A 14,286-nucleotide genomic window follows, 5' to 3' on the forward strand; every position below is an offset into this window, starting at 1 on the left:
TTCTAACTAATAGATACGTTCGAGGATTGGATTTTTTGTCCATAATAATAGTAAACTTATCCAATTTTCCATATTCCATTTTCACTTTATCTGGTACAATAGTACTATTATTTATGAAGGAGTTCTCACTTTGCACGAAATTATAGATATTTTTTTAGCTAATATGACGTTGATTATTGCTTTTATGTATATCACGCTTAAATTGAAGGAAATCTTTATTGTAAATATAAAAAAGTTCTCCAAGAAGCTTTGGATGGTGCCTGTAGTCATTAGTTTTTTAAGTATTTGGGTGATGCATCATCCACTTATTCACGAAGGCATGCGGATTGATTTACGAGATGTACCTTTGTTTTTCATCGCCTATTTAATGGGATGGAAATATGGATGGATTGCGATTATTTTGCCACTTTTGTATCGATATAATCTTGGGGGACCAACGGTAATCGATGGAATCATTCAATCCATTATTTTACCTTTTGTTATAGGTGCAGTATTTCATCGACCTAAAAACTTTACCCCGCCTAATACGTTACTTAACTTGAAGCATATGTTTATAGGGTTTACTGTATATCAATTGGTTAAATCTATTCTTATGTATTTTACAACACCGGCAACATCACTCACGATTTTAATCATGATTGTTTTTGAAATGATCGCTCTATTAACAATCACATTGATTAATAATGATACAAATCGGAATGTCCTACTAAGACGAGAATTAGAAATATTATCAAGACATGATAATATGACAAGCTTGTATAATCTTCGTTATTTCAAAAGCAAAATTGATGATTTAATGAAAGCAAATAAACCTTCTGTGATTGCGATGTTTGATGTCGATTATTTTAAAAATTATAACGATACACATGGACATCCTGCTGGCGATGTTGTTCTGATGACGTTTGGGCAGCTTCTAAAAGATAGCATGCGCAAACGTGATTTGTTTGCAAGATATGGTGGTGAAGAGTTCATTATTTGCTTTGGGAATGTAGACACCCCCCATGAAGCCAGTGAATTGGCGGACAAGTTCAGAAACTTGGTTGAAACTTACCCTTTTTTTGGCGAAGAGCAGCAGCCAAATGGAAAAATCACTATTTCAATCGGGCTAAGCAGTGTATCAAATGGGAAAAGTCTTGATGAATTAATTCAAGAAGCAGATCAAGCACTTTATCAATCAAAAAATGCGGGGAGAAATAGGGTTAGTACCTATCAATCTTAAGAATAAAAACCATCTCAAAAAGCCATATTGGATATATAATCCCTTAAGATGGTAGGTGTTTGTGATGGAGAAAGACAAGCATTTGAAGGATCAGGTCATTTATATTACGAATTCGGCATATGACGAGCTTGAGTCTTTACCTAGATCGTCGAACTCTAAAGAAGAGATGCATCAAATGGAAGAGACACCAGAAATAGTAGAGTGAAACAGCAGAAAACAGACCAGAGTTCCTCGGTCTGTTTCTTTTTATTAGTAAGACAATGCACGCTTCTGTTGCCCGTTCCATATGTCTTCGAAATCAGTACTACTGATTTGAACATCTCTTTCTCCTGTCCACGGGTCGTTAAAGTAGAAATGTTCTTGATCAAAGCCAGTCAGTGTTAAGGCATGAACTGTGAAACCATGCATTGATGAGACGAGGACAACAACTGGTTTATTATTAGCAAGATGCTCTCTAAGAGTATCGGTCGTTGTGCCTGTTAAATCAATTGCGCGGCCTAGGTACTTCTTTACTAAATCAACTAAAGCTTGTGGATAAATCGTCCAGCCTTCACTTGTAAAAGGATCTCCGACATACCCTTCATTCGGATTTTCATCATGCTTTGGCATTTCTTTTGCTAAAGCTACTTTGTCTACCATCGCCCCTTCAAAATGCAGCATCATGGTCACAGCAGTAATTTCGCAGCCGGTTGGTAGTTCGGGCAATTGGTTGATCAGTGGGACATGTAGTCGGACTTCATTTTTCATTCCTATTCACCTCCGAGAAATAGTTCCGCATTAACGATATACTTTGGCTTTTCTCCATCTAGAGCGCTCATTAAATTACTCATCGCAACCTCTGCCATTTTTAATCTGGTATTGATACTTGCGCTTCCGATATGAGGAAGTGTGACGACATTCGGTAAGGTTAAGAGGGGGTGATCAAGTGGAACAGGTTCTTGCTCAAACACATCCAACCCTGCTGCCCAAATCTCACCTTCTATTAGTGAATCATAGAGATCTGTCTCATTTACGATTCCACCTCTCGCCGTATTAATTAAAATGGATGTTGGTTTCATAAGGTGAAAATGTTCTTTTCTAATCATATTTTTCGTTTCATTTGTGTAGGGTGCTAGAATACAGACAAAATCAGACTCTTTTAATAGATTTTCTAATGAGGCGTACTGTAGTCCAATTTGTTCTTCAATCTCTGGTTTTCGGTTACGGTTATGATAGAGGACATTCATTTCAAAGCCTTTTGCTCTTTTGGCAAGTGCCTCACCAATTCGACCCAAGCCAATTATCCCTAGTGTTGCATGATGGATATCCTGTCCTGTTAGTAGCATCGGTGACCAAGTACTCCAGTTGCCTTCTCTTAGATAATCTGAGGCTTCTGGGATTCTTCGTGCTGTGGCCATCAATAATGCGAAGGTTAAATCTGCAGTGGTTTCTGTTAAAACACCAGGTGTATTTGTAACAATGATTCCTTTTTCGGTAGATGCTTTTACATCAATATTGTTGAAGCCGACTGCAAGATTGCTAATGACTTTGAGTTTATGAGCTTTTTGTAAAAGCTCGGAATCAATGGAATCTGTCAGTAAACAGAATAGACCATCTACTTCAGATATTTTTTCTTCTAAAATATCTCTTGGAACAGGAATTTCTTCATGATCCCAAATGGCTACGTTATATTTTTCCTGAAGCTGATTTAACACATGATCAGGTATTTTTCGAGTGATGAATATGCTTTGCTTCAAAAAGGATACCCTCCATTCTTTCTATGAAAATTTCACTAGTCTCATGATTTGCTCGGTGCATTCTGTCGTCCACCTTGATGCGTTTTCTAACGAGGCTTCAAGAGTTGTCGGACCAGGAACAATTGAAAAACCAGCAATAAGGCCAAGCTCATCCATTTGTTTACTATCTAAATTTCGTTGCCCGCAGATGGCAACTACAGGGATTTGTTGAGGTTTTGCGACTTGAGTTACACCGGCGATCACCTTGCCTGATAATGTTTGAGCATCTAGCTTTCCTTCACCAGTTATGATCAAATTCGCGTTACTTATTTTTTCTTCAAATTGAATGGCGTTCATGACAACTTCAATTCCTGGCTTGATTGTTGCTCCTAAAAATGCGACTAATGATGCGCCAATTCCTCCGGCTGCTCCACCGCCTGTGATGTCTATTAAATTGATTCCTTTCGTGCTATGAACAATTTGACTGTAATGAGTAAGCGACTTGTCTAGTGTTTTGACATCCTCTGGTGTTGCCCCTTTTTGAGGACCGAAGACCGCTGATGCTCCATTTGGACCACATAATGGGTTGGTGACATCACTTGCAATTAAGAAAGAGCAATCTTTTAATCTCGGATCTAACAAGATGTCATCAACATGATCCAATTCGATTAAAGCTCCCCCACCTTCCATTAAATCTTCACCATTTTCATTGAAAAATCTCATCCCTAGTGCTTTTAATAAGCCGGTACCTGCATCATTGGTTGCACTTCCCCCAAGTCCAATCAGAAATTTACGATATCCCATGTCTAGTGCTTCTTTTACTAGTTGGCCCGTTCCGAAGCTTGAAGCTAGTAGGGGATTTCTTTCTTTTAGCGGAACAAGTGGAAGCCCTGATGCTTGAGCGATTTCAATGACCACAGTTTCTTCATCACCTAGCACACCGAATCCAGCCTTCACCGGTCTACCTAGTGGATCCTTTACTACTTTATGTATAACTGAACCACCTGAAGCGAGAACAAGATTCTCCATCGTTCCTTCCCCGCCATCGGCTAATGGTAATTCTATGACACTAGCACTCGGATATATGCGAAGAATCCCTTTTTTGACCGCCGCACACAATTCAGGAGCTGAGATCGAACCTTTAAATGAATCCGGAGCAACCACCACCTTCATCCCTTCCACCTTCCAATGCAACAGATTTCCTATATTACATATCTATTCAACAAAGAAGTTAAGATTTCCTTCAGGCAGGATGGGGCCGGTTCTTTTTCTTCTCAAGAAAGCAAACTGAGAACCGTCCCCATCCTTCACAACCAGTATGTCTCACCAATGAGCATTTTCTTTAATTGAGATGAGTCTAATTGTAATCTAGTCCATTCTGCATCTAATCTTGTGATGGCTTCTGGACCTGTGTCGTCTGCTAAGCGATACGCACCATAGTGCATTGGGATAAAGGTCTTGCCTTTTAGTTCTAAGAATGCCTTCACTGCGTCCTCTGGATTAATATGACTTATCTCCATAAACCACTCCGGCTCATAGGCACCAATTGGCATCAGTACGGTTTGGATATCAAATTTCTCAGCAATCTCTTGAAACCCTCGAAAATATCCTGTGTCACCGACAAAATAGATGGAATGCTCCTTGTTCTCAATGATCCAGCCGCCCCAATGAGATGTATTTGTATCAGTCAAAGTCCGTTTCGTCCAGTGCTGTGCTGGGACAAATGAAAAGGTCATTTGATTTTGTTCGAATGAATCATACCATTTACCCTCGATGACTTTTTGATATCCTCTCTTTTTGAAAGCATGACCTAATCCTATCGGAACATAAAAAGTTGGATTCCCTTTTAGCTTTTTTATCGTAGGAAAATCTAAGTGATCGTAATGACCATGCGAGATGAACACTACATCGATTTCTGGCAAATCTGCAAGGGCAATCCCGGGAGCTGTCAATCTTTTCTGTAATCCCATACGATTTGCCCAGACAGGGTCTGTAATCATATTCAACCCATTCAACTGAATGAGAAAGGTTGAATGACCAATCCAAGTAATAGAACCATTTGTACAATTGTTAGTAAGCTTACTTATTTCTTTGTGTGGTGCTTGCTCTATTTGGACACTGAGATCCTTTTTATTATTTTTACGTTCCTTCTGCCAACGGCGAATATCTTTGAACGTTTTATTATTATCTATATGATCTAAATTGGCATAGCGCTGCTTCCTCGTCATGGTATACCTCCAAAATCATGGTTTACTGTATTTATTAGATATCATTATAATTGGTACTATCCAGAATGGCGAATTTGGGACGGTTCTCGTGTTTCTTGGGAAACACGAGAACCGTCCCAAATTAGTGAAATAATTTATGTAGTTGATTCGACTAATTACTGAATACAACTTTCGGGGGAGAAATGGATGATTAGTGAAGAGATATCAGAATGGTTTTATCAATACAATAAAGATTTATACCATTTCTTATTTTATTATGTTGGCTCAGGAGATATAGATGATTTGGTACAAGAGGTGTTCATACGTGCGATTAAAGGATTTGATACATATCAATCAAAATCGAGTGTAAAAACTTGGCTATTTTCCATTGCACGTCATGTCGGAATAGACGAAATCAGGAAAAGAAAACGAAATAGGCTTAGACTTGTTTTAGGATTTACAGACAATGAAGCTTATGAAGAAAAAACACCAGAAGAAGTCCTTAGATTAAACGAAAATATTAGAAATTTGTACGAAGCAATACACTCACTTAAATCCAATTATCGAGATGTAATTATTCTTCGGGCCATTAAAGATCTATCAGTATCTGAAACAGCAGACATTTTAGATTGGAATGAAAACAAGGTGCGCATTACTTATCACCGTGCTTTAAAAGTCTTAAAGGAGAAAAAGGAGGAGATTCAATATGAAAGAAAATGAGAATCTTGATAATCTAGTTGATGAAATCCAATCACTTCCTGAGCCAGACTATATGAAAGACTTTGATCTAAAAAAACAAAAACAAATTCATGAGAATCTTATGAATTTCTCGAGAAGTTATGAATCTAAAAAGCGAATTCGTCATAGATTCAGTAGGATTACAGCCGGAGTAGCAAGCTTAGCTGCAGTAATATTGCTTTGTGTCATTTTTATCCCGTGGAATGAGGACTTAAACAATGCAACTGTCCCCCCATTAAGAACTTTTGAACAATTTTTCCATCAAAAAATGGTGGAAATGCATAAAGATGTAGAAAATTACACGTACACCCTTGTTCATTCAGAGTTGAGTGTTGTGCATAAAGACGATGCGATTGCTATTTTTACAGAGATTAATAATCATAGTAGTGGGGAACAGATTTATATTGCTTATTTCGAGAAACATCATAAGAAATGGGAATGGCAACAAACAAGGGGAGCACAGTGGAATTCACGTATGAAATGGTCTTCAATGAATCAAAAACCTTATATTTATTCTGGACCACTAAGTGACAATTCCATAAAAGAAGTGTTTGCAGGTGAGGAAAAAGCAAAAATCATAAGAGTTGGCGGTGACAAAAGGTTTTGGTATGCGATTAGTCCGATTAAAGAGGTCCAAGTTAAAGTTGTGACAGATCAAGGGGATGAGATAAACCTTGAACAAGTTGTAACAGAAACGGATGAACCTTCATCTCCTGAAGTGAAAACCTTTGAATTATCAGATATAGAAAAAGAGGCTTATCATCTTTTTCAAACAGACTTAGACTTAAAACATCTAGATGGATTAGAACCAATTAGCATTGCGAAATTATATGTTCAAGCAGGGTTTGATAAAAAGTATGATGTTGAGTATGCTTTATATACAGACAGAGAAGGATATGTTCAATGGTCTAAGGAAGATCATGAAGAAATTCCTGAAGCTCATAGAGCCTCTGAGGAACATTACATTAATCTCTTCAATACTATCGATAAAGGGACCTTTATACTAACTAGCGAGCATACAGGCTACATTAAAAATGACTTAAATGGTTTTAGTATGGTAAAAAATGAAGATGGGATCTGGCAAGTATCTTTTATGCCGATTCAATAATGAATAATTGGTGGGGCCGGTTCTAGTTCTTCCTTTGGTCATGAGAACCGGCCCAAATAATTAAATAGTCTCTATTTTTCTTGCCTGTTTTGCATGTATTTTTTTCATTACGAATCTTGCGATAGGCTGTGCTACGATTAATTCAATCCAAAATGCTACACCAAAGTTTCTAAACCAACTATGAAAGAAGTTCTGAAAAGGCTCTAAACTGATTTGTTTCGTACCAACCCAAGTGCCTATAATAGTAAGAAGCATCGATAGGACAGTAACATTTAATAAAATAGTTAATAACACTCTAGCATTAAATCCATCTGTTTTCCCTACAAATTTTGGCATCACTTTCCCTACCAAGGGTCCCGCAACCAATCTTACTAACAAAACAACAATAATCCACATAAATGGAATGATTTTTAGAGATTCTACATAATTTTGTTTACTAAATCCTCTTTCCAGACCCATAATAATTGGGGAAATTGTGTTTACTGAGATGATCGAAATAATCAGTAAAAATATGATTCCTTCTTTAGGATTTTGAGGCAGTCTTTCTTCCTTATACATAAAATATATACCCTCCGAAAAAATTTTTTCAGATGGTAGACGTATCATGCGACATATATTTTTGGTCAATAGCTATTAAACCAATATCTCTACACACTGATTTATTCATTTTAGCAACGTTATTAATTGAATACTAGTCTTGATAATACCTGTTCATTATGAGCAAAATATAATTGATTGTTGAGAAAATTGATTATTTTCATCTTAGAGAATCATAGAATTTCCAGAGGATTAATTCCACTCATCTTTTCAACGATTTACACTAACAGACCATAAAAAATAGAGGTGATTTTCTACATATGGATAGCATAATTTTTGATTTAGACGGAACAATTTGGGACCCAATTGATACTGTACTTCATGCATGGAATAGCTGTATAAAGAAACATCGTCAAATCAAACGAGAATTATCTCGAGCTGATTTCGAACAAACCATGGGCTTACAAATGCCTGAAATTAGTAAGAAATTATTTCCTCATTTAGACGAGAATTTCCGTAATCAAGTGATTGCTGAGTGTTGCGATATAGAAAATGAGTTTATCAAAAAACAAGGTGGACATCTTTATCCAAATGCCGAGGAAGTATTGAACACACTTTCGAAGAAATACAAACTCTTCATCGTTAGCAACTGTCAAGATGGGTACATTGAGGCATTCTATGAGTTTCATAAGCTTGAAAAATTTTTCGTAGACTATGAAAATCCGGGAAGAACCGGGCTTTCTAAAGGAGAAAATATTAAGTTAATCATGAATAGGAACCACCTAGTTTCTCCTATATATGTTGGTGACACAGAAGGTGATTTGGGCGCCGCAAGATTTGCTGGCATTCCATTTATTTATGCTAAGTATGGATTCGGTCAAGTAACTGAATATGATAATGTGATTGAGACATTCGACGAACTGAGATCGGTTCTTGCGCTTCCATAGGGAGCCTGAGAATCGTCCCCATTGGAAAGGAGACCTGTTTACATATGGATCATAACAAGAAAATTTTCTATGAGCGCGGAACATCTGATCTTAGGGAGAAAAATATCCGTGCCCATAAATTTGTTCAAGCGTTTAATAATTGTCCAATTGAAGACTCCACAAAAAAAGAATACATTATTAAAGAATTATTTGGAAGTGCTGGAGTTAGTCCGAGTATTGAACATAATTTCCATTGTGACTTAGGATACAATATTCACGTCGGAGATAATTTCTATGCTGGTTATAACTGTACGATATTAGATATGGCAGAGGTAAGAATTGGAGATAATTGTATGATTGGTCCAAATGTTGGTTTATACACAGCTGGCCATTCAATCGAACCAAAGGGCCGAAATAAAAGTGGTTATGCCATCCCTATAAATATTGGAAATGATGTGTGGATTGGTGGTAGTTGCGTCATTTTACCTGGAGTTACCATTGGAGATAATTCGATTATCGCTGCAGGTTCAGTTGTTACAAAAGATGTTCCCTCGAATGTGATAGTAGCGGGGAATCCAGCAAAAATGATTAAAAACATATAACGTTATTATTCTATTCTTTAATTTGCACTAAAACTGTAGTTAATATCAGAAACTGATACGTTCAAATCTACCGTCAGTATCTCGTTTAACATCGAAACTTATAGACGGTTCTTATGCTTCCATAGGAAGCGTGAGAACCGTCCCCATTTTGCCCCCTATCTAATTCAGGGTGATTGGTCGATTGTTCTCCATTATTGCTTTGTACAAACGAATATTTCCTTCTCTCTTTTCATATGAATCTGAATCCACCTTAAAGTTCTCACTTAAAGAGATGGTCCACACTGCTTCATCATTCTTTCTTAACACCACTGCCAATGTGCCAAATTGAACGATATTTTCCCATTCGAACAATTCGGTTTCTCGATTCACGTTAACAGTAATCCCCTCTGGAGCACTTATTACTTTGACGTCATCGCCTTCCCATGTACCATGGATTTCTGCTCCAACGTAATAATAAGAGGTCCCACCTCCACGATCACCATATGTAGCAATAAATTGCTGGATGGTATCATTTGATGATTTATATGTGACAGCAGCCACATCTTTAGCTAACCATTCGACTTTATACTTACCGACTGTCTTATATGGTAATGTCTCTTTCGGTCGACCTAATATTCCATAGTAAGAACGATAATAGACCGCTTCCCCACTCATTACATTTTCTTTAATAGACATAACATGTTTAAAGTCTGGAGAGATGCTTGTGATGTTTTTTATATTCTTGTTACTTTCATGAAGCAATATGATTTGACTAATGATTAGTAAGAGCGCAATACTAACCCCAATTAGCATCACCTTTCTCGTTATTCGGATTAAAAGAAAGATGGCTAATGCTATACAAAGAATACAGAGACTATTAATTATATAAAACAATCGATGATCAATATATTCTATTTGTAAACGAGTACTAGCAATTAAGAACCCGATTTGCATGGTGAATAGACCCATTGCACACAAGAATAGAATCCATCCTACGATCTTCATTAGTTTATCTTTATTCATTTGGATTGACCTCCATTGAAAATTCCCATGTCAGTCCGTTATCATTTGAAGTAAACAAGCCTTTCACTTTTCCTCCTTGATAATCACCATTAGGACCCTGGTTTACAAGCATGGTTAAATGATCACCCTCTTTTACCGGAACCTCGGCCGTAACAAAGATTTTATTATATTGTTCTGGTATCACGACGTTCGCCTTAGTCCATGTTTCACCACCATCTTGAGTGACATAGAAATCTGGCTCTTCAGGATTAATCGTTCCATATGACAAAAATCCAGTCGACTGATCAACAAAACCGCCATCAAAAAGCAATCTCGTATTCCCTGAATAAGCGGCTTCCTTCCACGTTTGTCCCCCATCATGTGTTAAAAAGACACGAGAGGCTTCCGAAGACATCGTGCGCTCCCCTGTAGCGATAATATAACCAAATTGGTCATTTAGAAAATCAACCTTTCTAAATCGCATCCCCAGAAATGGTTCCTCTACTACTGTCTCCTGCCAGTTGTTCCCTTGATCAATTGACCAAAGGAGTTGAAGCCTGTCATTCTCCCAACTAACCCCGTCAGAATAGATAATAGCGACTCGGTTTTCTGAAAAGAAATAACTGTTGTCAATCAATTCTTGTTGGGTGCCATTATACTCCCCAGCAAATAAATGATCTTTTTCAACGGGAACCTTTACCCACTCTTCTCCACCATTAAAAGTAAGATGAAGCTCATTGTTTTGTAGAGAATAGCTAATTTGGTCAGGATTGATTGCTTGTAACTCCTCCAACTCTGGAACTACCTGCTCATTTTGTTCCTCTTGGTGATGAATGTTCTCGTTAGGTTCACTCAGTTCGCGAGATTTTTCATTTGTAGCTCTGAAATAGACTACAGTCGAAATCAGCAAACCGATAAGCATGACACTTGATATAACTAATAAATTTTTTTTCACGAAAAACACTCCTGTTTTGTGGTTCAATTGTTATATGGATTCTTATTGTACTTACTAAATGTAGCTTACAACACAAGAATGCAGAGAAGAAATTATTTTTTCATAAAAATCACAACTTTTTTCCCGCTAGTACGTCTAAGTATTGAACTTTCACAAGGAGGGTTGTTATGACAATAGATAGGAAGGAACAAATTGCTGTTTGGTATGACCAACATAGTAAGTCCGTTTTAGACTTTATCTTGCTAATGGTTAGAGATTATCAGCAGGCTGAGGATTTGACTCATGAAACATTTATCAAAGCATTTTCTTACCTTGATTCATTTAAAAATCATTCAAGTGAAAAAACCTGGTTATTTAGTATTGCACATAATGTAACTGTTGATTTTTTAAGAAAGAAAAAACCTAGTAGATTATTGACAGAAGTATTGCTTTTCCAAAAGGACAAGAGCTTTTTACCTGAAGAAGCAATTCAAATAAAAGAGGAGTCACAGGAAGTTTATAAAGCAATTGGGAGACTCAAGGAGTCCTATCGTAAGGTTATAATCTTAAGAAAAATCAAAGGATTTTCTACTGAAGATACCGCAAGAATATTAGGTTGGAGTGAAAGCAAAGTGAAATCGACTCTTTTTAGAGCCATACCTATCTTAAAAAAACAGCTAAAGAAGGAGGGGTTCTTAGATGAGCAAATCATTTAATTATGGAGACTCAGATCGTTCTTTAGAGAAATTAAACACTGATATCCATTGGAATAAGAAATATCAAGAAGACTTAAAAAATAGAATCATCACGGATATTGAACATACTGATCTCCAAAATAAATCAGAGAATCGCTTTTCAATTAACACTCATAACTTCAGTCTCGGTCGGAGAGTCACTTATTCAATGATGGCATTAATGGTTTTAGTAGGGTTAATCATTGGTTCTTCATTCATTTCACCTGCTATGGCAGAAGTAGTTTCAAAGATCCCCTATTTAAATCGCTTGTTTCATTCAGAGCCAGTTATTGTGAAACTGATGGATCATTTAAGGAATGAAGGTTATCAAATTGCTAGCGTGAGTTCTTCCGGAAACAAAGTGATGGAAATTTATGTTGATGGCACAGAGGAATATGTACAAGGTGTAAGTAAAGATATTGAGAACATTGCAATAGAAACGCTTAAAACAAATGGTGTTGATGCATATACAGTGAAGGTTGTTCAAAATGAAATGGGAGAACTTGAACAACCAAGTCCTAAAGCACAAGAAAGCTATGAGGAAGCAAATAGAATTAATCAATCTTTAATACACGAACTAAACAAGCAAGATTATCCTGACGTTACTACTCAAGTAGGTACATCAGATGACTCAGGCGAATGGGTGCTTCATATCGTCATAGGTATTCCAACAACTGAAGAACAGCCTGAGAAGATTAAATCCATTGTAGAGACAGTATTGAAACAAGAAACGGAGAAAGAATTCACTCTCAAATATACATCCATCAATTTAAAGGTAAGAGAACAGGAAAATCGCTGGGGTTCTGTGATAACTACAATGATCGATGGACTCTATAGTAAAAAAGAATTCAAAGTAAATGGATTCTCTTATTCCGCACATCCACAGCCAATGACATTATCTATTAAAACAACCATTTCCTCCTCTAATTCTGAAAGTAAGCAACTTGGGATGAAGATTGAAGAAACGGTTAAAGAATTCTTAGAATCAGATGATGTGAAGAAAGTGATTGGCGATGATAAGTATCAGATTAATGTTTATAGTAAGGACAAAAAGAAAATAAATTAATTTCATTTACGTATCTCTAAAAAGTCATTTTTCATTTAAAAACGGCTTTAAATTAGGAATCATTTCCACTGTTCTAGTGTCGAATAGACTATAATAACTTAAAATAGTGTCACACCACTTCACCATTCGGAGGCGACCTGCATTGGTAAAAAAAATGGTCATAACAGTACTATTATTAGCGTTTATCATAGGCATCTATTTTTTTCCAGCAATATCTACAAATCATAATAATATCACCACTATTCCTTCTACATCCTTAGAGAAAGGAATTTGTGAAAGAGTCACAGAACAATTTGGTGATTGTAAAATTCTATTATATGATTCTACCTCACATATAGTATTTGCAGAAAGTAGTTCTGGAATCGTCCCTGTACTAACAAATAAAGAATTTACAGCATTTAAGAAGATCATTTATCCCATCTTAGACTTCCAGGAGTTCGCCGAGGAAAAAGTGGAAAGAGGATCAATTGACTGGAGAGCTGAAAATAACATACAAAATGATTTTTCCATGATATACGGGTTTGCTGAAGATCATGCGAAAACCATTGTGATCGATAGCGAAAATAATATACAGCCCCACAGATTTTTAGTTAGAGAACATTTATGGGTGTGGTACGCCACATTCGAAAAGGATGAAGTGAAATTACCAGTTGAAGTGACTGTTTATGATGCGGAAGGTAAAAAAGTCCAATAAGTAATCAGGGGAGGGAGAGCTTCCCCTTCCCATTTGATTAAAAATTGAACCAGCTTTGTAGTAATTGATACAGCATTCCTTCAAACAGGAGATCAAGGATTCCTGCTATGACTACAATAGCTATCACTATCGTCAAAATCAATTTCTTATTCTTCAAAACAATCCCTCTTTTCTATGCTTCCTTCAGGACGGTTCTTGTGCTTCTTAGGAAGCATGAGAACCGTCCCCAACATATTCATCATAGTCTAAAACTTCAATGACCTCAGACCAATGTAAAACTGTTCCAACGAAATCCTTTATGTCGAGCCCTTTCATTTCATAGCTATCTTCTGTACCCACAGTACCAGTTGCATCTTCTATAAACGTCACCTTAAAGCCGCGATCATACGCAGCAATCGCGGTAAACATGCAACAAAACTCGGTATTAAAGCCAATGATAAATAAATGGTCAACACCCAGTTCCTCTAGCTTTTTAGATAACTCCGTTTTGAAAAATGAACTTGGTGTTGATTTCACAATGACGTCCTCAGCGTATGGTGCTAACGAAGGATGGATTTCAGAACCAACAGAATCCCTATACAGTGGACTCTCTTCCATCTCATCGAAATGTCTAATAAATATGACTGGTAATCCTTTATCTTTAAAGTCAATGATCACTTTTTCCATCTTTGAAAGTTCCTGCTCAAAATTACCAAAACTAACAATCCCATTTTGTACATCAATAACCAACAAAGCTTTCATACGAGGTATTCACCTTCTTCTATAGAATGAATACTTACTTCCATAAGCGCAAATTGAAATCCTTCTTTTCATAGAAAAAACTTC

At 36.8% G+C, this 14,286-nt stretch carries 17 protein-coding genes; 9 read left to right on the forward strand and 8 right to left on the reverse strand.

What is annotated here, in order from left to right; all coding sequences use genetic code 11:
* Positions 1-130 precede the first annotated feature (130 nt).
* Positions 131-1,219, forward strand: a complete 1,089-nt coding sequence (locus F7888_RS08900; protein ID WP_225228675.1) for a GGDEF domain-containing protein — start codon at positions 131-133, stop codon at positions 1,217-1,219.
* A 64-nt stretch (positions 1,220-1,283) separates the two neighbouring features.
* Positions 1,284-1,424 carry a hypothetical protein gene (locus F7888_RS08905; RefSeq protein ID WP_191778820.1) on the forward strand — a complete coding sequence of 47 codons (141 nt, stop codon included), beginning with the start codon at positions 1,284-1,286 and terminating at the stop codon, positions 1,422-1,424.
* Positions 1,425-1,468: 44 nt separating this feature from the next.
* Here the strand turns inward: F7888_RS08905 and F7888_RS08910 are convergent, their stop codons facing one another.
* The 4 genes from F7888_RS08910 to F7888_RS08925 all read right to left on the reverse strand — a co-directional run bounded on the left by F7888_RS08910 (position 1,469) and on the right by F7888_RS08925 (position 5,162).
* A complete protein-coding gene (locus F7888_RS08910; RefSeq protein ID WP_191778821.1) occupies positions 1,469-1,966 on the reverse strand; it encodes a C39 family peptidase in 498 nt (165 codons plus the stop codon).
* A 2-nt stretch (positions 1,967-1,968) separates the two neighbouring features.
* Positions 1,969-2,955, reverse strand: coding sequence for a 2-hydroxyacid dehydrogenase (locus tag F7888_RS08915; RefSeq protein WP_191778822.1), 987 nt, complete (start codon positions 2,953-2,955; stop codon positions 1,969-1,971).
* A gap of 21 nt (positions 2,956-2,976) precedes the next feature.
* Positions 2,977-4,107, reverse strand: a complete 1,131-nt coding sequence (locus F7888_RS08920) for a glycerate kinase (protein WP_191778823.1) — start codon at positions 4,105-4,107, stop codon at positions 2,977-2,979.
* A 134-nt stretch (positions 4,108-4,241) separates the two neighbouring features.
* A complete protein-coding gene (locus tag F7888_RS08925) occupies positions 4,242-5,162 on the reverse strand; it encodes an MBL fold metallo-hydrolase (protein WP_191778824.1) in 921 nt (306 codons plus the stop codon).
* A gap of 186 nt (positions 5,163-5,348) precedes the next feature.
* On the opposite strand from F7888_RS08925, the gene F7888_RS08930 reads away from it, so the two are divergent.
* Together F7888_RS08930 and F7888_RS22505 are read left to right on the forward strand one after the other, a co-directional pair.
* Positions 5,349-5,861 carry an RNA polymerase sigma factor gene (locus F7888_RS08930; protein ID WP_191778825.1) on the forward strand — a complete coding sequence of 171 codons (513 nt, stop codon included), beginning with the start codon at positions 5,349-5,351 and terminating at the stop codon, positions 5,859-5,861.
* Entirely contained in the window at positions 5,848-6,987 is a 1,140-nt protein-coding gene (locus tag F7888_RS22505) for a hypothetical protein (protein WP_225228676.1), read from the forward strand. Before F7888_RS08930 ends, F7888_RS22505 begins: the two co-directional genes overlap by 14 nt.
* Before the next feature lie 60 nt (positions 6,988-7,047).
* Here F7888_RS22505 and F7888_RS08940 read toward each other — a convergent pair whose 3' ends face one another.
* Complete coding sequence (locus F7888_RS08940) at positions 7,048-7,545, reverse strand: hypothetical protein (RefSeq protein WP_191778826.1); 498 nt, start codon at positions 7,543-7,545, stop codon at positions 7,048-7,050.
* 299 nt (positions 7,546-7,844) lie between these two features.
* Here F7888_RS08940 and F7888_RS08945 point away from each other — a divergent pair, with 299 nt between their 5' ends.
* Both F7888_RS08945 and F7888_RS08950 read left to right on the forward strand, forming a co-directional pair.
* Positions 7,845-8,471 (forward strand): HAD family hydrolase, encoded by a 627-nt coding sequence (locus tag F7888_RS08945; RefSeq protein WP_191778827.1) that lies wholly within the window; start codon positions 7,845-7,847, stop codon positions 8,469-8,471.
* 44 nt (positions 8,472-8,515) lie between these two features.
* Positions 8,516-9,052 (forward strand): sugar O-acetyltransferase, encoded by a 537-nt coding sequence (locus F7888_RS08950; RefSeq protein WP_191778828.1) that lies wholly within the window; start codon positions 8,516-8,518, stop codon positions 9,050-9,052.
* A gap of 159 nt (positions 9,053-9,211) precedes the next feature.
* Here F7888_RS08950 and F7888_RS08955 read toward each other — a convergent pair whose 3' ends face one another.
* Together F7888_RS08955 and F7888_RS08960 are read right to left on the reverse strand one after the other, a co-directional pair.
* On the reverse strand, positions 9,212-10,054 hold the full coding sequence (locus F7888_RS08955; RefSeq protein ID WP_191778829.1) for a hypothetical protein: 843 nt from the start codon (positions 10,052-10,054) through the stop codon (positions 9,212-9,214).
* Complete coding sequence (locus F7888_RS08960) at positions 10,047-10,988, reverse strand: WD40/YVTN/BNR-like repeat-containing protein (protein ID WP_191778830.1); 942 nt, start codon at positions 10,986-10,988, stop codon at positions 10,047-10,049. The genes F7888_RS08955 and F7888_RS08960 overlap by 8 nt, the downstream gene beginning before the upstream one ends.
* Before the next feature lie 167 nt (positions 10,989-11,155).
* Here F7888_RS08960 and F7888_RS08965 point away from each other — a divergent pair, with 167 nt between their 5' ends.
* The 3 genes from F7888_RS08965 to F7888_RS08975 all read left to right on the forward strand — a co-directional run bounded on the left by F7888_RS08965 (position 11,156) and on the right by F7888_RS08975 (position 13,461).
* Complete coding sequence (locus tag F7888_RS08965) at positions 11,156-11,683, forward strand: RNA polymerase sigma factor (RefSeq protein ID WP_191778831.1); 528 nt, start codon at positions 11,156-11,158, stop codon at positions 11,681-11,683.
* Positions 11,667-12,767, forward strand: a complete 1,101-nt coding sequence (locus F7888_RS08970; RefSeq protein WP_191778832.1) for a DUF4030 domain-containing protein — start codon at positions 11,667-11,669, stop codon at positions 12,765-12,767. The genes F7888_RS08965 and F7888_RS08970 overlap by 17 nt, the downstream gene beginning before the upstream one ends.
* A gap of 142 nt (positions 12,768-12,909) precedes the next feature.
* Positions 12,910-13,461: a hypothetical protein gene (locus F7888_RS08975; RefSeq protein WP_225228677.1), complete on the forward strand. Its 552-nt coding sequence runs from the start codon at positions 12,910-12,912 to the stop codon at positions 13,459-13,461.
* A gap of 204 nt (positions 13,462-13,665) precedes the next feature.
* On the opposite strand, the gene F7888_RS08980 is transcribed toward F7888_RS08975, so the two are convergent.
* Positions 13,666-14,202 (reverse strand): cysteine hydrolase family protein, encoded by a 537-nt coding sequence (locus F7888_RS08980; RefSeq protein WP_191778833.1) that lies wholly within the window; start codon positions 14,200-14,202, stop codon positions 13,666-13,668.
* Between the last annotated feature and the right edge of the window lie 84 nt (positions 14,203-14,286).

This window comes from Litchfieldia stipae, assembly GCF_014837155.1.
Taxonomy (GTDB): Bacteria; Bacillota; Bacilli; order Bacillales; family Bacillaceae_L; genus Litchfieldia.